Raw genomic sequence first — 16694 nt, forward strand, 5'->3', positions numbered from 1 at the left:
TCGGCTTGAGTGTAGTGGCTCTACCGACCCCCGCGGCGCCTGCCGAGGTACCATCCGAGGGGAGCGAGGACGGCGAGCGCACCCACGAATACCGCCCCACCGACGCCGGCGGCCCCGTCAACGAGCAGTCGCCACGCGGGCCGGGCGACCCCCAGCAGCTTCGCACCCGTCGCGGCGACCAACACCGCCGGGATGGCGTAGCGGACGAGCGGGTCCAGCCGTCCGAGTTCGGCGCGGACCGCCCCCGCGCCGCCGGCCCAGACGAACGCCGCGACGAGACACAGCGCGGAGAGGGGGAGCGCGTACGTGCCGGCCGACTCGTCGACGAGGTCGAGCACGGGTCGCCCCGCCACGGCGAGTCGAACGGGGCTGTAGCTCAGCGCCGAGGGGAGGCCCAGCACGAACACGAGGGCGGTCGCCCCGGCCGTGGCGCGTCGCCGGTCGAGCCGCGTCGCGTTCGCCGCGGCGGCGACGACCACCTCCAGCAGCGAGACGGCGGAGGTGAGCGCCGCGAGGAGGAGCAGGCCGAAGAAGCCGACGGCGACGACGCGGCCGAACGGCATCGCGCCGAACGCCTCGGGGAGGGTGGTGAACGCCAGCTCCGTCCCGAGCGTCGGCGTCAGCCCGGCGGTGAACACCACGGGGAAGATGACGAGCCCCGCGAGCAGGGCCGCCGCCACGTCCGCCGCGGCGATGACGAGCGACGAGCGGACCAGCGGCGTCCCGTCGTCGAGGTAGCTCCCGTAGGTGAGCATGATGCCCTGCCCGACGGACAGCGAGAAGAACACCTGTCCGAAGGCGGCCGACCACAGCCCCGGGTCGCCCAGCACGGAGAGGTCGGGGGTGAACAGGAACGCGAGCGCCGCGTCCCGGCCGGGGAGCGTGAGGTTGTACGCCGCGATGCCCGCCAGCAGCAGGAAGACGGTCGGCATCACGACCCGCGCGAGCCGTTCGATGCCGTCGCGGACCCCGAGCGAGACGACGGCCGCGACGAGGACGGTGACGGCGACGAAACAGCCGACCGGGAGCCAGCCCGCGGTGAACGCCGCGAACGTCGTCGACCCGCCCGTCGCCCACGCGCCGAGGAAGCCGAACACCCACCCCGTCAGGACGAGGTAGTAGCTGAGCACGAGCAGGACGCCGCCCGCGACCGCCCACCCGAGGACGCCGTAGCCGGGACCGACGCCCCGGAACGCGGAGACCACGTCGGTCCGCAGCCGTCGCCCGACGGCGAGTTCGAGCACGAGCAGCGGCACGGCACAGCAGCCGACCGCGAGCAGGTACGGCACGAGGTACGCGCCGCCGCCGTTCGTCCCCAGCACGGCCGGGAACCGCCAGATGTTCCCCAGGCCGACGGCCGCGCCGACCGTGGCGAGCAGGAACCCGGGCCGCGAGGACCACCGTTCGGTCGCCATGGCCGCGCTCCGCCGGGGACGGTGTTAAATCAACCCCCGTGACCGGGGTAGTCGCGCTCGAATCGGTTCTCCAGCTCCTCGCGGCCCACCTCCACGACGACGGGACGGCCGTGCGGGCAGGCGTAGGGGTTCTCGCAGGCGTTCAGCGCCGCGAGCAGGTCCGTCACCGACCCCTCCGTGAGCGAGGTGTTCCCCTTCACCGAGGGGTAGCAGGCGAGGTCGCCGAGCAGGTCCTCGGCGGCGCGCTCGACCGTCCGTTCGGGGTCGCCGTCCGCGAAGTCGTCCACGAGGTCGCGGACGAGTTCGGGGCCGGCCGCGTCGGCCAACAGCGCCGGTACCGTCGAGACGCGGAGCGTGCGGTCGTCGGCCAGCGTCGCCGAAAAGCCCAGCCGCGCGAGCGCCTCGCTCGCCGGCTCGACGAGCGCCGCCTCCTTCGCCGTCAGCGACACCTCGACCGGCTCCGCGAGCGTCTGCGTCGTCACGCCGTCCGCGAACCGCTCGCGCAGGCGCTCGAAGTTCACCCGCTCGTCGGCCGCGTGCTGGTCTATCAGCACGAGGCCGTCGTCCGTCTCCGCGACGACGTAGGTGTCGTGGAGCTGTCCCAGCACGCGCATCGACGGCAGGGTGTCGAACGCGTGGTCGCCCGGGTCGCTCCCGTCGAAGGTGGTCTGGGCCGGCCGCTCGCGGAAGCGGCGGTCAGTGTCCCGCCTCGTGTCCGTGTCGTCCGCCGACTGCCCCCCGTTTCCGGTCGAACGGGCCCCGGCGTGCCACGCCGGGGTGTCGGCCCCGGAATCGGCTTCGTCGCTCTCCGTCGTCGTCTCCGGCCCGGTCGCCGCGTCCGACCCGGTCACCGCGTTCGCGCCCGCGTCGCGGTGCCGGGCCTCGGTCGCGCGGTCGGCCCCGCGTTCCTCCTCGCGCTCCCCGCCGGACGGCTCCGGCGCTATCTCCGTCTGGTCGGCCTTCGAGCGGCCCCGCGGCGCGGTCGTCCGAATCAGCCCCTCCGCGAGCAGGGCGGACTCGACGGCGTCGCGCACCTGTCTCGCCATCCCGTCCTCGTCGGCGAAGCGCACCTCCAGCTTCCGGGGGTGGACGTTCACGTCCACGGTCGCGGGGTCCACCTCGACGTCGAGGACGGCGAACGGGTAGCGGTCCGAGGCGAGTTGCCGGCCGTACGCCTCCACCACGGCGTCGCGGACGGCGCTCGCCGTGACCCACCGACCGTTGACGAAGACGTTCACGTAGTCGCGGGTCGCGCGGTTCGTCTCCGGGTGGGAGACGAGGCCGCCGACCGCGGCGAGCGGCCCGTCCTCGTCGGTCCCCTCGACGGGGACCATGTTCGCCGCGACCTCGCGGCCGTACACCGACATGACGGCCGAGCGGCGGTCGCCCCGTCCCTCGGTGGCGAACGTCTCGCGGCCGTCGTGGGTCAGCGATACGGCCACCCCGGGGCTGGCGAGCGCGTAGCCCGACACGACCGCGTTGACGTGGGAGAACTCCGTCGCCTCCGCCTTCAGGTACTTCCGGCGGGCCGGAACGTTGTAGAAGAGGTCCTCCACGACGACCGTCGTCCCCTCGGGGCAGCCGACCGGCTCGCGGGCGACCACCTCGCCGCCCGCGACGCGGAGTTCGGCGCCGCGGTCCGCGCCGCGCGGCCGCGAGCGCACCGTGAGCCGCGACACCGCGCCGATGGCGTGGAGCGCCTCGCCGCGGAAGCCGAGCGTCCCCACACCGGCTTCGAGGTCGTCGATGTCGCCGATCTTCGAGGTGGCGTGTTCCGCCACCGCGAGCTCCAGGTCGTCGGCCGGGATGCCGACGCCGTCGTCGCGGACCTCGATGCGTTCGGTGCCGCCGGCCTCGACGCTCACCTCGACGCGCGAGGCGTCGGCGTCCACGCTGTTCTCGACGAGTTCCTTCACGACGGAGGCGGGCCGCTCGACCACCTCGCCGGCCGCGATGCGCTCGACCGTCGCGTCGTCGAGCCGGTGTATCACGCTCCCTCCGCCCGGTCGAGGGCCGTCGTCCGGCGGTCGTTCAGGAGCGGGCGGGCGTCGGCTGGCGCGAGCCACCGCGCGTCCGTGTGCTCCGCGGAGAGGGTCACCTCGGTCCCCTCGGTCGTACAGCGGTAGAAGACGAGGTACGTCGCGCGCTTCTTCCGCCGACGCTTCACGGCGGTGTGGACCGGCCGGCCGACGCGCACGTCGAGGCCCGTCTCCTCGCGGCACTCGCGGACGAGCGCCTCCTCCGGGTGTTCGCCCCGGTCGACGCCGCCGCCCGGGAACTCCCAGCCGTCGTCGTCGAGCAGCAGCACGCCGCCGTCGGGCGCGAACAGGACGGCCTTCTGGCTCACCGCCGCGGTCATCGGCTCGGTCACGGCCGCCTCCCCTCGGTCATCGTCAGCCACTCCGCCGCGCGACGTATCAATCCCGCGCCTGCTCGCCGCGCGCCGCCGTCTCCAGCAGCGTCTCGCGCTCCTCGAAGTACGCCGGCGCGTCGTGCTCGCGCTCCAGCGCCAGCACGCGGTCGAGCGCCGCCTCCGGGTCCGCCGGGAGTCCCCCCGCGAGGTCGGCGTAGCGGGCCGCGAGGTCGCGGAACGCCGCCATCCGGGCGCGCTTCGCCTCCACGAGCGCCTGCGTCTCCTCGATGTCGGCGAGCGCGTCCTCGGTGGCGTCCCCCTCGCGCGCCGCGGCGATGTCGGCGTCCGCGTCGTCGAGCAGGACCTCGGCCTCCTCGCCCAGCCGCTCGATGCGGCCCGCGAGCAGGCCCGCCTGCGTCTCGCAGTAGTCCGCCAGCGCCTCGGCCGTGAGCGGGTCGTCCATGCCCCCGGTTCGGGTGCGCGCGCCGAAAGGCGTTCGCCCCGGCCCCCGACCCGGCCCGGTTCACTCGGCCGCCCGGAGGTGTGTCCGCGCCTCCTCGCGGCTCATCCCGCGCACGCCGCAGATACACGAGAACAGCTCCGGCTCGCCGGGTTCGACGGTTTCCCGGTCGGTCTCCGCGAGGTCGCCGTCCGCGAGCGCGAAGCGGACGCGCTCGCTGTACTGGACGACGGCCTCGACGCGGTGGTCGGCGTCGGGGTCCGGCTTCGCGATGGCCGCCTCGTGTTCGGCCGCCATCGACTCCTTCCACTCGCGCAGGGTCGCCTCGGGGTCGCGGTCGCTCATGGGTGGCGAACGCGAGCCGGGAACAAAAGCGTCAGTCGTCGCCCGGGGCGAGTTCCGTCTCCGCGGCGTCGAGGTCGCCGCGGCGAACCGCCGCCCGCAGGCCGAGTTCGGCGACCGTCCCGCCGGCCTCGACCGTCCGCAGGACCGGGTCGAGCGCGCGGCCCAGCCGATAGGCCCCGGCGTCGGCGAGGTCGGCGTCGAGGCCGTGGGCGCGCTCGCGGACGGCTCCTCTCGCGTCCAGCGCGTCGTGGGCCGTCTCGGGGTCGGCGTCCCCGACCGCGACGGCGGTGGCCGTCTCCGCGACCGCGGCGGCGTCGCGCGCCAACGCCGTCACCGGCGCGACCGGGCCCTCGGGGTCCGCGGCCGCGACGCCCGCGAGCGACGCCGCGGCGTCGGCCACGCGTTCGAGTTCGCGGGCGACGGCCCGGAGGTCGAACAGTTCGGCCCGCGAGAGGCCGAGCGCGTCCGCCTCGTCCAGCCGCGCCAGCCCGCGCCCGACGTGGCGGTCCACCATCGCGAACAGTCGGCCCGTCTCGTCGTCGCGCTCCGCGACGCCCGGCGCGCCGTCGCCGTCGAGCGCCGCCGTCGCGTCGCGGTGCATCGACAGCGCCGTGTAGGAGAGCTGTCTGACCGACTGGCGCACCGACACTTCGTCGGGGTCGAGCAGCGCACGGAGGACCAGGCGGTCGTCGGCCTCGGCGTCGAGCGCGACGCCGACGAAGCCGTTCGCCGTCCGCTCGACGGTCCGGCGGCCCTCGCGGGAGAACCCCGACGGGGCGACGAGTTCGAGCGTCTCGAACCCCGCGGCGTAAGCCGCCCGGAGGAGCCGTTCGAGTCGCCGCGGGTCCGTGCCGTCGACCGCGACGACGACGCGGGCGGTGGGGTCGTCGGCCCCGGTCGCCGGCTCGACGACCAGCCCCTCCGCGCAGGGGTCGAGGTGGACCGCGGTGCCGGCCGACAGGCCGACGCGTTCGGCCCACGCTTTCGGGAGCGAGACGGTGTACGTGCCGCCGCCGACCCGTTGGACCTTTCGCCGCTCCATCAGCGAATCAGCTCCGGGTCGTTCTCGGCCATGTAGAGGGTTCGCGCGGCGACGTTGACGGCGTGGTCGCCGACGCGTTCGAGGTCGCGGACCGTGAGCAGCAGCCGCGACACGTCGTCGACGACGCGTTCGAGGTCCCACGCGTCGTCGCGCCCCTCCAACAGCTCCCGTGTCACCGTCTCGGAGGCGTGGAGACACAGCGCGTCGAGGTCGTCGTCGTCCGCGACGACGGCGCGACAGGCCGCCGGGTCGCCCGTCGCGTAGGCGTCGAGCGCCCGGACGAGGAGGTCCCGGGCGGTCGCGCCGATGTCCCCGACGGCGACCTCCGGGCGGAACGACCCCTCCGCCGCGAGCGCGTACCGGCCGAGGTTGGTCGCGAGGTCCGCGACCCGTTCGAGGTCCGTGAGTATCTTGAACGACGCCGCGACGAACCGGAGGTCCCCGGCGACGGGCTGTTGAAGCGCGAGCAGGTCGATGCAGTCGGACTCCAGCGCGAGGTAGCGGGCGTTCACCTCGTCGTCGCCGGCGACGACCGACTCGGCGAGCGCGGGGTCGCCCGCGAGGAGGCTCTCCAGCCCGTCGTCGTAGCGGTCGACGACGAGGTCGCCCATCGCGAGCACGTCGTCGCGGAGCCGGTCCAGCGCCGCCTGGTACGTCTCGCGGGCCATCCTCACCCGAACTTCCCGGTGATGTAGTCCTCGACGCGCCGGCTCCGGGGGTCCTCGAACACCTGGTCCGTCTCGCCGTACTCGACGAGTTCGCCGCCGGTGAGGAACACCGCGGTCTGGTCGGAGATGCGCGCCGCCTGCTGCATGTTGTGGGTGACGATGACGACCGTGTAGTGCTCCGAGAGCTGGTCGATGAGGTCCTCGATCTTCGAGGTGGCGATGGGGTCGAGCGCCGACGCCGGCTCGTCCATCAGGATGACCTCGGGGTCGACGGAGAGACAGCGGGCGATACAGAGCCGCTGTTGCTGGCCGCCCGAGAGCCCGAGCGCGTTGTCGTCGAGCCGGTCGGACACCTCGTCCCACAGCGCGGCGTCGCGCAGACACCGCTCGACGAGCTCCTCGCGCTCGTCCTCGTCGGAGCGGCCGAGCAGCCGCGCGAGCAGCCCCGTGTCGATGTCGCCGTGTTTCTCCGGGCCGTAGGAGATGTTCTCGCGGATGGACTTCGGGAACGGGTTCGGCGACTGGAACACCATGCCGACCCGCTTGCGCAGTTCGACGAGGTTGACGCCGTCCTGGTATATCTCCCGACCGTCGAGCTTCACGGAGCCCTCGATGCGGGCGCTCTTGACCCGGTCGTTCATCCGGTTGAGACACCGGAGGTAGGTGGACTTCCCGCAGCCCGACGGCCCGATGAGCGCCGTCACGCTGTTCTCGGGTATCTCCATCGAGACTCCCTTGAGCGCGTGGTCGTCCCCGTAGTACACGTCGAGGTCCTCGACGGCGAGCTTCGGGTCGCCCGCGAACTCGTACTCGCGCCACTCCTCGCGGACGCGCTCGTCCGTCTCGCCGGCGGTCGTCTCGGTCGGTCGCTCGGTGTCCGTCGTTTCGGTCTGTCGTGTCGTCTCGCTCATTGTCAGTCGTGTCGTAGCTTGCTGCGGAAGTAGTAGCGCGCGCCGATGCCCACGGCGTAGAAGGAGAGGACGACGACGAGCAGCACGAGCGCCGTCGCCCACCGGAACGTCTCGATGTCCTCCAGCCCCGACGACCGGCCGACGCCGGCCGTGATGAGGCCGTACAGCTGGTAGGGGAGGGCCGAGGTAGCCTGCAACAGCGCCTCGTTGGCGACGAACGGCGGTCCCCACGACAGCTCGAAGCCGCCGATGACGTCCGCGCGCTGTTGTGCGCCGAGGAACGGCGCGCTCGTCATGGTCAGCAGGATTGGGGCCGTCTCGCCGGCGATGCGGCCGACGCCGAGGATGATTCCCGTGACGACCCCCGGCAGGGCGGCGGGCAGCACGACGCTGCGGACGGTCTGCCACTTCGAGACCCCCAGCGCCGCGCTCGCGTCGCGGTACTCGTCGGGGACGGCGAGCATCGCCTCCCGGCTCGTGATGACGACGAGCGGCAGCAGCATGAAGGCGAGCGTCAACATCCCCGCGAGCAGCGACTTCGTGTTGCCGAACCGCGGCACGAGGAAGGCCGCGCCGAACAGCCCGAACACGATGGACGGGGTCGACCACAGCCCGTTGGTCGCCACCTCGACGACCTGCGTGAAACGGCCGCGCTCGGCGTACTCGGTGAGGAACACCGCCGCGCCGATGCCGAGCGGCACCGCGAACAGCACCGAGCCGACGACGAGCCACACCGTGCCGACGATGGCCGGGAGCACGCCGTTGAAGTCGTTCGTCAGGCCGACGCCGTTCATCACGAACGGCCAGTCGACGGGCCAGACGACGGTGAACAGTTCGACGCCGAACAGGCCGACCGTCGTCGCCGGGCCGACGCCCAGCCCGACGCGGAAGCCGTCCATCATCGGGGTGAATCCCTGCAGGACGGTGAACCCGACCAGCACGAACAACACCAGCACGATGGAGACGGCGTTCAGGTAGACGAGCGTGTACGCGCCCGTGTGGCGGCCGCGGGCGCCGAAGCCGGCGTACGCCTTCGCCGACGCCCAGCCGCACAGCAGGGCACACAGAAGCGTCACGACCGGCACCACGAACTCGGCGACGAATATCGCCGTGTAGGACGACGGGAAGCCGAGGTCCCACGTCCACCCCGGCTCGATGACGCCGAAGGCGAACACCGCGCCCGTCACCACGGTCAACAGGCCCACCGGCACCGTCGAGCCGACGTCCTCGCGGGTGAGCGTCGAGGCGAGGAGGGCGGCCGCGCCGACGACCGTCGCCGACGCCGCCCACGCGACGGTGTCGAAGCCGAGCGTCTGGGAGGTGAACAGCCCCGCCGCGGCGAACCACAGCCCGCCGAAGACGACGCCGACCACCAGTCCGGCGCTCGCGCGCGGCTCCGTCTCCACGTAGCCGAGCCGGGAGCCGAGGCCGAAGGTCGTCACCGCGCCGCCGAGCAGTATCAGGAGCCCGCCGAGCAGGACGACCGTCGAGACGCCGGCCAGGGGGGCGGTGAGCGAGACGACCTCGAACAGCGCCGCCAGCCCGAGCGCGAACAGTATCGCCGCCAGCCCCACCGCGGCGGCCGCGACCGCGCCCGTGCCGGTCGTGTCGCCGGCGACGAGGTCGTCGCGGGCCGTGTCGGTCGTCACGAGGTCCTCGCGCGTCTCGCCCGACATCAGGTGTCACCCCCGAGCTTGCTGCGCATCCGCCACTCGACGTACTGGGAGCCGATGGAGAGCACCAGCACGGTGATGAAGAGGATGACCCCGGCCGCGAACAGCGCGGACAGCTGGAGGCCGTCCGCCTCGCCGTAGTTCGAGGCGATGAGCGAGGTGAGCGTCCCCTGGCCGTAGAAGACGTTGTACAGCGGCTCCGTCAGCCGCGGGACGTTCCGGAGCATCACGGTCGCGGCCATCGTCTCGCCGATGGCGCGACCGACGCCGAGCAGGACCGCCGCGGAGACACCCGAGAACGCCGCCGGCAGGGTGATGGAGGTCATCGTCTGCCAGTCGGTCGTCCCCATCGCCAGCGAGCCGGACTTCATCGACTCCGGCACCGACGAGAGCGCGTCCTCCGCGACCGAGACCACGGTCGGGAGCGCCATCAGCCCGACCATGACGCCGACGAACAGGTAGGTGCCCTGGCCGACGAGCCGGAACTGCTCGGAGGCCCAGGGGCTCAGGACGGTGAAGCCGATGAAGCCGTAGACGATGGAGGGAATCCCGGCGAGTATCTCGACGCCCGGCTTCACGACCTCGCGCACGGCCGAGGGCGCTATCTCCGAGAGGAACAGCGCCGCCGCGACCCCCAGCGGGCCGGCGACGGCCGTCGCGATGAGCGTGACGAGCAGCGTCCCGTGGATGAGCGGCACCATCGAGTACCGGATGGGCGAGGAGACCGCCTCCCAGCGGGTCTCGACGAACATCCTGACGGCGGGCACCTCGACGCCGGCGACGACGACGCTCTCGTAGCGGAACACCGGTATCGCCTCGACGAAGATGTACACCGTGATCAGAAGCAGTATCAGGACGGTCGACACCGTGGTCGTGAACGCGAGCGCCTTCGCGGTCAGTTCCTGGTGCTCGACCCACCCGTAGCCCGCGGAGAGGAGAAAGAGGGCGAACGGGAGCGCCGTGAGCGGCGAGGCCAGCACGAAGCCGGCCAGCGCCGCGAGCAGCGACGCGCCCATGACGACGACGGCCGCGACGGCCGCCCGCGGCTCGTCCGCGAGGCTGTCGCGGACGCGCCGGCCGGTGTCGGCCGCCGCGCGGACCCCTCCCCTCGCTCGGTTCGATAGAGACATCGTGGATGTGTGGTGGTACGGTCGGAAAGACGGGAGACGGACCGCCGCCTCAGTTGGCCTGCGCCGGGAGCTTCTCGAACTCGGCCTCGATGTCGCTCGTGGGGAGCGGGATGTAGTCCACGCCCTCGACGAACAGCGTCTGGCCGAACTCGGTGAGGAACATGTTGATGAACGCGGCCTCGCGCATGTCCGTCCCCTCCGGCGTGTCCTCGGTTATCTTCGTGTACTGGTGGAGGTCGCGGTTGAGCGGGTACTCGCTGTCGAAGATGGTGTTCTCCGCGTCGCGGGAGGTCTCGTACACCGTCCCCTCGAAGTTGATGGCGACGGGACGGACCTGCGGCCCCGTGAAGGAGAGGGCCATGTACGCGATGGCGCCCTCGTTGTTCTGGACCGCGGTGGCGACCTGCTGGTTCTGGCCGAACCGCGTGTCGACCTCCATCTCGGCGTCCGCGCTGCCGAGCATGTTGAGCCGGAAGGAGGTGTCCGTGCCGGACCCCTCGGCGCGGCCGATGACGAATATCTCCTGGTCCGGGCCGCCGACCTCGCTCCAGTTCGTGATGTCGCCCTGGTAGATGCCGCGGATCTGCTCGCCCGTGAGCTGTTCGATGCCCGCGTCGTAGATGTCGGAACTGACGACGACCGGCTGGCCGTCGCGGCCGAGGACGTGGTCGACGACCTCCTCGTCGGCGCGCGACTGGTCCCAGCCGAGCTCGGCCGTGATGGGACCCGAGGAGTTACCGATGTCCACGAGGCCGTCGACGACCGACTGACAGCCCGTCCCCGAGTGGCTCAGGCCGATACGGGTCGCGAACGGCGGCGTCGCCTGCTGTCCCGTCGGCTCGAAGCCGTAGAGGCTCGCGAAGTAGTCGGCGAGGCGCGTGTCCGACGCGCCGTTGCTCGCCAGTTCGTCCCAGCCGGGCACCGTGTTACCCTCCTCGGCGTTCGTCCCCCAGTACTCGCCGTCGTCGCTCGGCGGGTTGGAGTTCCAGTACGAGGAGCCCGTGTTCGCGATGGGGTACACCGTCGAGGACCCCTCGGCCGTCACGTCGGCGACGGAGTCGCCGGAGCCGCCGGAGTCGTCCGAACTCCCGCTCCCCGACCCCCCGGAGCCGCCGTCGTCCTCGTCGGTCCCGGTGCCGCCCGTACACCCCGCCAGCCCCGCCGCGCCGACCACGCTCGACGTGAGCAGGAACTTACGCCGCGATACGTCGCCAGACCGCTTCGGCTCGCTTGCCATCACCCGAGTGGTGCCGAGAACCGACTAAAGCGGTTTATAATACCGCTATCGGGCGATACGGCCTGCTGGGGTGGGACGGGTATTACGGGCGAGCCGACGGGTGCGGTATATAGCTCACCCGACCGCTCGGGACGGCGATAGACGCCTCTTAGGAGGGTACATCCATCTCGGGCGGCCACCGTCGCCCATGAGGGAGGACGGACTCGTTGGCCGGTCGGTCGAGGAGGTGGTCGCCGCCGTGGCGGACGAGGACGGCCCGACCCCGGACCGCGTGCGCGAGGCGCTCGACCCCGTCGTCGAGGACGGCCGCGTCACCCGCGACGCCGTCGAAGCGGCCGTCACCGACACCGCGATGGTGGTCTCGACCGCGGAGACGCGCACCGAGCGCGCGGTCCACGCCTTCGCGGACGCCCGGGAGGCGGCCGCACCCGTCGCCGACGTGGACACGGTCGCCGCCCGCCTCGACGGGTACGCGGCGCGGCTCGACGCCGTCGAGGAGCGGTCGGCGAACCTCACCGACGACCTCGCGCGCCCGGTCGGCCGTCTCGACGGCGACGAGGTGTACGACCTCGCCGTCGAGGTCCGCGAGGTCGCCTCGCACGCGCAGGGGGTCGTACGGACGGCCGACGACCTCGCCTTCGACCTCGACGAGTTCGAGTCGTGGCTCGCCAACCCGTCGCGGCGCCACGACGAGTTCGGGGGCGACGCCGACCTCGTCGCGGAGTCGGTCGCGGACCTCGAAGCCGCCGCCGACGCCGTCCCCGACGCCGACGACCCCGCCGCCGAGTGGGCGGACGCGACCATGCGCGTGCGCGTCCTCGACCTGGTCGTGCGCGACCTCGCGGCCGAACTCGACGACCTCCACACGCTCGCCGACGGGGACGCGACCGTGCCCGCCGACCTCGACGAGCGCGTCGCCGACCTCGACGAGCGTACGGACGCGCTCGCGGAGCGGCTGTCGGCGGCCGCCGAACCCTCCTACCGGGACCGGTTCGGCGACGACGTCGCCGCGCTCGCGGAGGCGCTGTCGGCGTTCGAGGCCCCGGTGGACTGGGCCGCCGTCGAGGCGACGCTGGACGACCGCCGGGCGGCCGCGTTCGGCGGCTAGTCCTCGGTCGTCCACGCCGGCCGCTCGACGGTCGTCTCCCCGACGGCGACCACGCGATGGCGTATCTCGACGCGCACGAACTCCCCGCGGAACGGCGCGTCGTAGGCGACCCGGACCGACTCGACGAGCCCCGACTCCGCGACCGTCACGCGCGCGGTGACGTTCCGTGGGTCGCCGACCGAGAAGGCGACCGGGTTCCCCGACAGCGTCAGGTCGCCGGCCGACCGGAGCACCGCGCCGCCGTCGGTCGGCTCGGCGCGGAACTCCCCGGCGCGAAGCAGCCGCCCGCGCAACTCCGTCAGGAGGGCGTAGTGTCGCGGCTCGCTCGGGAGGCGCCCGCGCTCGATGCGGGTCCCGTCGGGCGCGTACGTACGGACGTACACCGCCGACCCGTTCGTCCAGACCTCGCCGCGGCCGACGACCGCGCCCAGCCGCGCCGACTCGGTGATGTCGAGCCGCTGGTACGCCGCCGTCCCGTTCGCGTCGCGCACGCGGTCGGCGCGGGTCGTCCAGCCGTCCCCGCGGACCGTGACGTTCCGCACCACCCGGTAGCTCGTCGCGTCGCGAACGCGGGCGTCCGCCGCGAGCAGGCGGTCGGCGTCGACCGCGCCCTCGACCGTCACGCCGGGCGCGTCGCCCCCGGCGAAGGAGCCACAGCCGGCCAGCGCGACGAGGACGAGGAGGAGGGCCCGGTACACGGACGGGTCACGGGGTGGCGACGACTTAGTCCCTCGCGCCTGTCGCCACCCGAACGGGTAAGACGCAGGCGTTCAAGATGCGTGTATGCTCGAAGCCGGCGACGCGGCGCCCGAGGTCAGTGCGCAGAACCAGGACGGGGAGACGGTGACGCCCGACTTCGGCCGGACGACGGTCGTCTACTTCTACCCGAAGGACTTCACCGGGGGGTGTACCATCGAGGCCAACGAGTTCCAGGACGCCCTCCCCGAGTACGAGGACGCGGGCGTGACGGTGTACGGCGTCTCGATGGACGGCGTGGAGAGCCACGCCGACTTCGCCGACGAACACGGCCTGGAGTTCGACCTGCTCGCCGACCCGGACGGCGAGGTGGCCGCGGCGTTCGGCATCGACACCGACGAGGGGTACACCGACCGGCTGACGTTCCTGCTCGCCGACGGCGAGGTCGTCGCGACCTACGACCCCGAACTCGCGGAGCCGAAGGGGCACGCCCGCGAGGTGCTCGACGACGCGCGCGAGCACGCGGCCGCCTGACCCGGACCTGACACGCTCTTGCGTTCGAGGCCCTACAGCGGAGTACGAGCGGCGCTGACCGGTTCATGCTCGCCGGCGTGATGCTGGTGTTCCTCGCCCTGCTCGCGGGGCTCGTTCCCGCGCTCCTCTAGGCGTACTGCTCGACGAGGCGGTCGAGCGTCTCGCGCTGCTGGAGCCCCGTGAGCTGTTGGACCTGCTCGCCGTCGGCGAAATACAGCAGGTTCGGGATGCCGCGCACGCCGTAGGCCGACGCGAGCGCCTGGTTCTCGTCCACGTCCACCTTCGCCACGGTCACGTCCGTCTCGGCGGCGAACGCCTCCAGCGTGGGGTTCATCATCTGACACGGGCCACACCAGTCGGCGTGGAAGTCAACGAGCAGGCGGTCGTGTTCCGCGACGGCGGCGTCCAGTTCGGCCTCGCCGTTCAGGTGGATGGGCTCGCCCGGCGACTCCCCCTTCGATTCGAGTTCGGCGCGCTTCTCCTCGCGGATGGCGTCCAGTTCGCTGTCGGTATCGCTCTCGCTCATACCCGCCCTACGGGGCCGGGCTACGTCAATCCTCAGGCAACCGTTCGGTAACCGGGTACGCGCCGGCTCACCGAATCGACCGAAAACACCGTGCTAAGTGGTGTCAAACACCTCGATTCGGCCCCAAGCGGTTTACGGCGGCCCTGAGAGTTCATGCTCGTGAGGAAGAACCTCCACCGACGTGACGCGTTGAAGGGCCTCGGAGCCGCGGCGATGGTCGGCCTCGCCGGCTGTTCCGGCGGCGGCGACACGGGCGACAATAGTAGCGACGGCGGCGACGCGACCCCCACCGACGGCGGGTCGGACGGCTCCGGCTCGACGGACAGCTTCCAGTACACCGTCGGGAGCAACGACGACGTGGCGGGCAGTTCGCTCACGGCGCTCCGGTTCGACTACCCGGACGGGTCGGGCGCGGTCGCCGACGCGAGCGTGGCCTCCGCGACCCTCGGCGGCGAGGACGTCTCCGACGACCTCGACGGCACGAGCACGTCGAACAACGGCTCGACGATGACGGCCGACTTCGGCGGCGCGTACAGCATCGCCGCCGAGGACACCGTCGCGGTCGAACTGTCGGGCGTCGCGGCCCCGGACGGCTCCTACACCGTCGAGGGCGTCGTGAACCCGCAGTCCGGCGCGACGACGTTCGAGCAGTCCTTCTGAGTCGGTCCCCGATTCCCGCTTTCCCCGCCGCGAGCGACGGGTGTTTCAGCGGGCCCGCCCACCCTCGGACATGGACCGCGGGACCGTCCTCGACCTGCTCGCGGCCGACGAGGCGGCCTTCGCACGCGACGCGGGCGACCTGCTCGGCGTCGAGGTGCCGCCGCTCGACGCCTTCGACGGCCCCGACGACTGCCCGGCGTGGCCCGACCTCCTCGCCCGCCGAAAGCGGCTCGTGCGCCGGGTGTGGCTGCTCGACGACGCGCCCTTCGGCGTCACGCTCGCCGGCCCGGCCTACGAGGACAACCCCGTCCTCTACGCGAACCGGACGCTCCGGGGGATGACCGGCTACGCGATGGCCGACCTCGCGGGCGAGAACCTCCGGCTGTTGCAGGGGCCCGACACCGAGCGCGAGGCCGTCGCCGACCTCCACGAGGCGCTGCGGACGTGGGAGCCGACGACGGTCGAACTCACGAACTACCGCGCCGACGGCACCCCCTTCCGCAACCGCGTCTCCCTGCTCCCGATGACCGACGACGCCGGCACCGTCACCGAGTGGTTCGGCGTCCAGGAGCGCGTCTAACGGGGGTCCAGCCGCACCGGGAGCGCCCGGTCGGGCTGGAGCGTGACGGAGAACTCGGGCCGTGCGCCCGCGATAGGGGAACGGAGCCGGTAGTCGCGACACAGCGCCGCGAGTGCGACCCGCGCCTCCGCCGTGGCGACGGCCTCCCCGAGACAGGCGTGGCGCCCCCCGCCGAAGGGGTAGAAGGCGAACTCGGGGCGTTCTGTCGGGCCTCGCCACCGCGCCGGGTCGAACCGCTCCGACGACGACCAGAACGCCGGGTCGCGGCCCGTCACGTAGGGGCTGACGAGCGCCAGCGCGCCGGGGTCGAGCGCGTGCCCGCGGAACCGCACCGGCTCCGCCACCTGCCGGCCGAACAGCGGGAGCGGCGGGTAGAGCCGTATCGCCTCGCTCCAGACGGCGTCCGCGAGGGGGAGTTGGTCGGCGGTCGAGCCCTCGACTTCGCCCCCGAACAGCGCGCTCCGCTCGGCCTCCGCCGCGAGGCGTGCCTGCAGTTCGGGGCGGCGCGCCAGCGCGTGTATCGCCCACGACAGCCCGGCGGATAGGGTGGCGAAGCCGGCGACGACCATCCCGACGGCCTCCCGCTCGACCGTCGCGGGGGCGAGCGGCTCCCCCGTCACGGGGTCCGGCCGCGTCAGCCACGTCGCCAGCGCGTCGTCGTAGTCGTCGGGCGACGCGACCCGGCGCGCGACCAGCGCCGCGGCCACCGATTCGAGCGTTCCTATCGCCGCCTCGATGTCGGCCTCGTCGCCCCCGACGCCGAGCGCGCCGGCGACCGCGCCCCGGACGGTGAGGTTGCGACGCTTGAACGCGCCTCTGAGGGTCGTCACGGCCTCGACGACCGCCTCCTCGTGGCGGCGCACGTCCGGGCCGAACAGCCAGCGGCCGAGCATCCGAAGGCTCGCGACGCGCGCGAGCCGCAGGGAATCGACCCGCTCGCCGGCGTGCTCGGCGTACGCCTCCGCGGCCGCGTCGGCAAGGCCCGGGGCCTTCGGCTCGATGCTCGCGCGCCGGAACTCCGGGGCGAGCGCGCGGAGGCGTTCGAGCCAGCCGCCCGACGCCTCGGTGAGCGAGACGACGGTGTCGCCGAGCGCGCGGTCGAAGTCGCTCGCCGCGTCCCCGGTGTAGTAGCCGAAGCGCTCGGGCTCCGAGCGGAGGACGCGCTCCACGTCCTCGGGGTGCGTGACCAGATAGGCCGTCGGGCCGCGGGGAACGGCGATTCGAACGAGGTGGCCGTGGCGCTCGCGGAGGACGCGGGCGACGCCCACGACGTCCTCGCGGGCGTGGGCGCGGACGAGCGCGGGAACGTCGCGGGGACCGACCGTCGGGACGGACACGGCCGTTCTGGGGGCCGCG

18 protein-coding genes are annotated in these 16694 nt (G+C 72.8%); 4 read left to right on the forward strand and 14 right to left on the reverse strand.

Features of this window, described 5'->3' with window-relative positions:
* Positions 1-20: 20 nt before the first annotated feature.
* The 11 genes from P2T37_RS07455 to P2T37_RS07505 are packed head-to-tail and all read right to left on the reverse strand — an operon-like array spanning position 21 to position 11234.
* Positions 21-1415 carry a sodium-dependent transporter gene (locus P2T37_RS07455; RefSeq protein WP_276233284.1) on the reverse strand — a complete coding sequence of 465 codons (1395 nt, stop codon included), beginning with the start codon at positions 1413-1415 and terminating at the stop codon, positions 21-23.
* A gap of 29 nt (positions 1416-1444) precedes the next feature.
* The gene (mutL, locus tag P2T37_RS07460; protein WP_276233285.1) at positions 1445-3406 is read right to left on the reverse strand and encodes a DNA mismatch repair endonuclease MutL; all 1962 of its coding nucleotides are present in this window, start codon (positions 3404-3406) and stop codon (positions 1445-1447) included.
* Positions 3403-3816 (reverse strand): NUDIX hydrolase, encoded by a 414-nt coding sequence (locus P2T37_RS07465; protein ID WP_276233286.1) that lies wholly within the window; start codon positions 3814-3816, stop codon positions 3403-3405. Before P2T37_RS07465 ends, mutL begins: the two co-directional genes overlap by 4 nt.
* 16 nt (positions 3817-3832) lie before the next feature.
* Complete coding sequence (locus P2T37_RS07470) at positions 3833-4231, reverse strand: hypothetical protein (protein WP_276233287.1); 399 nt, start codon at positions 4229-4231, stop codon at positions 3833-3835.
* A 60-nt stretch (positions 4232-4291) separates the two neighbouring features.
* A complete protein-coding gene (locus P2T37_RS07475) occupies positions 4292-4573 on the reverse strand; it encodes a hypothetical protein (RefSeq protein WP_276233288.1) in 282 nt (93 codons plus the stop codon).
* 31 nt (positions 4574-4604) lie between these two features.
* Positions 4605-5615: a phosphate signaling complex PhoU family protein gene (locus P2T37_RS07480; RefSeq protein ID WP_276233289.1), complete on the reverse strand. Its 1011-nt coding sequence runs from the start codon at positions 5613-5615 to the stop codon at positions 4605-4607.
* A complete protein-coding gene (phoU, locus tag P2T37_RS07485; protein WP_276233290.1) occupies positions 5615-6283 on the reverse strand; it encodes a phosphate signaling complex protein PhoU in 669 nt (222 codons plus the stop codon). Before phoU ends, P2T37_RS07480 begins: the two co-directional genes overlap by 1 nt.
* A gap of 2 nt (positions 6284-6285) precedes the next feature.
* Entirely contained in the window at positions 6286-7194 is a 909-nt protein-coding gene (gene pstB / locus P2T37_RS07490; RefSeq protein ID WP_276233291.1) for a phosphate ABC transporter ATP-binding protein PstB, read from the reverse strand.
* 2 nt (positions 7195-7196) lie between these two features.
* A complete protein-coding gene (gene pstA, locus P2T37_RS07495; RefSeq protein ID WP_276233292.1) occupies positions 7197-8870 on the reverse strand; it encodes a phosphate ABC transporter permease PstA in 1674 nt (557 codons plus the stop codon).
* A complete protein-coding gene (gene pstC / locus P2T37_RS07500) occupies positions 8870-9997 on the reverse strand; it encodes a phosphate ABC transporter permease subunit PstC (protein WP_276233293.1) in 1128 nt (375 codons plus the stop codon). The genes pstA and pstC overlap by 1 nt, the downstream gene beginning before the upstream one ends.
* Positions 9998-10046: 49 nt before the next feature.
* Positions 10047-11234: a PstS family phosphate ABC transporter substrate-binding protein gene (locus tag P2T37_RS07505; protein WP_276233294.1), complete on the reverse strand. Its 1188-nt coding sequence runs from the start codon at positions 11232-11234 to the stop codon at positions 10047-10049.
* A 187-nt stretch (positions 11235-11421) separates the two neighbouring features.
* Here P2T37_RS07505 and P2T37_RS07510 point away from each other — a divergent pair, with 187 nt between their 5' ends.
* Positions 11422-12342, forward strand: a complete 921-nt coding sequence (locus tag P2T37_RS07510) for a hypothetical protein (protein WP_276233295.1) — start codon at positions 11422-11424, stop codon at positions 12340-12342.
* Here P2T37_RS07510 and P2T37_RS07515 read toward each other — a convergent pair.
* Positions 12339-13040 carry a hypothetical protein gene (locus tag P2T37_RS07515; protein WP_276233296.1) on the reverse strand — a complete coding sequence of 234 codons (702 nt, stop codon included), beginning with the start codon at positions 13038-13040 and terminating at the stop codon, positions 12339-12341. The genes P2T37_RS07510 and P2T37_RS07515 overlap by 4 nt on opposite strands.
* Before the next feature lie 85 nt (positions 13041-13125).
* On the opposite strand from P2T37_RS07515, the gene P2T37_RS07520 reads away from it, so the two are divergent.
* The gene (locus P2T37_RS07520) at positions 13126-13572 is read left to right on the forward strand and encodes a peroxiredoxin (protein ID WP_276233297.1); all 447 of its coding nucleotides are present in this window, start codon (positions 13126-13128) and stop codon (positions 13570-13572) included.
* 127 nt (positions 13573-13699) lie between these two features.
* On the opposite strand, the gene trxA is transcribed toward P2T37_RS07520, so the two are convergent.
* Complete coding sequence (gene trxA, locus P2T37_RS07525) at positions 13700-14098, reverse strand: thioredoxin (RefSeq protein WP_276233298.1); 399 nt, start codon at positions 14096-14098, stop codon at positions 13700-13702.
* 159 nt (positions 14099-14257) lie between these two features.
* On the opposite strand from trxA, the gene P2T37_RS07530 reads away from it, so the two are divergent.
* Positions 14258-14758, forward strand: coding sequence for a hypothetical protein (locus tag P2T37_RS07530; protein ID WP_276233299.1), 501 nt, complete (start codon positions 14258-14260; stop codon positions 14756-14758).
* 70 nt (positions 14759-14828) lie between these two features.
* The gene (locus tag P2T37_RS07535; RefSeq protein WP_276233300.1) at positions 14829-15338 is read left to right on the forward strand and encodes a PAS domain-containing protein; all 510 of its coding nucleotides are present in this window, start codon (positions 14829-14831) and stop codon (positions 15336-15338) included.
* Here the strand turns inward: P2T37_RS07535 and P2T37_RS07540 are convergent.
* The gene (locus tag P2T37_RS07540; RefSeq protein WP_276233301.1) at positions 15335-16675 is read right to left on the reverse strand and encodes a cytochrome P450; all 1341 of its coding nucleotides are present in this window, start codon (positions 16673-16675) and stop codon (positions 15335-15337) included. The genes P2T37_RS07535 and P2T37_RS07540 overlap by 4 nt on opposite strands.
* Positions 16676-16694: the final 19 nt, after the last annotated feature.

Source organism: Halosegnis marinus (assembly GCF_029338355.1).
Taxonomy (GTDB): domain Archaea; phylum Halobacteriota; class Halobacteria; order Halobacteriales; family Haloarculaceae; genus Halosegnis; species Halosegnis marinus.

What these genes read in the sequence shown, in the direction of transcription:
- pstB (WP_276233291.1), bottom strand. Translation starts at nt 7,194, where the DNA reads ATGAGCGAGACGACACGACAGACCGAAACGACGGACACCGAGCGACCG.
- phoU (WP_276233290.1), bottom strand. Translation starts at nt 6,283, where the DNA reads ATGGCCCGCGAGACGTACCAGGCGGCGCTGGACCGGCTCCGCGACGAC.
- pstC (WP_276233293.1), bottom strand. Translation starts at nt 9,997, where the DNA reads ATGTCTCTATCGAACCGAGCGAGGGGAGGGGTCCGCGCGGCGGCCGAC.
- pstA (WP_276233292.1), bottom strand. Translation starts at nt 8,870, where the DNA reads ATGTCGGGCGAGACGCGCGAGGACCTCGTGACGACCGACACGGCCCGC.
- P2T37_RS07480 (WP_276233289.1), bottom strand. Translation starts at nt 5,615, where the DNA reads ATGGAGCGGCGAAAGGTCCAACGGGTCGGCGGCGGCACGTACACCGTC.
- P2T37_RS07535 (WP_276233300.1), top strand. Translation starts at nt 14,829, where the DNA reads ATGGACCGCGGGACCGTCCTCGACCTGCTCGCGGCCGACGAGGCGGCC.
- P2T37_RS07510 (WP_276233295.1), top strand. Translation starts at nt 11,422, where the DNA reads ATGAGGGAGGACGGACTCGTTGGCCGGTCGGTCGAGGAGGTGGTCGCC.
- P2T37_RS07505 (WP_276233294.1), bottom strand. Translation starts at nt 11,234, where the DNA reads ATGGCAAGCGAGCCGAAGCGGTCTGGCGACGTATCGCGGCGTAAGTTC.
- P2T37_RS07475 (WP_276233288.1), bottom strand. Translation starts at nt 4,573, where the DNA reads ATGAGCGACCGCGACCCCGAGGCGACCCTGCGCGAGTGGAAGGAGTCG.
- trxA (WP_276233298.1), bottom strand. Translation starts at nt 14,098, where the DNA reads ATGAGCGAGAGCGATACCGACAGCGAACTGGACGCCATCCGCGAGGAG.
- P2T37_RS07470 (WP_276233287.1), bottom strand. Translation starts at nt 4,231, where the DNA reads ATGGACGACCCGCTCACGGCCGAGGCGCTGGCGGACTACTGCGAGACG.
- P2T37_RS07455 (WP_276233284.1), bottom strand. Translation starts at nt 1,415, where the DNA reads ATGGCGACCGAACGGTGGTCCTCGCGGCCCGGGTTCCTGCTCGCCACG.
- P2T37_RS07520 (WP_276233297.1), top strand. Translation starts at nt 13,126, where the DNA reads ATGCTCGAAGCCGGCGACGCGGCGCCCGAGGTCAGTGCGCAGAACCAG.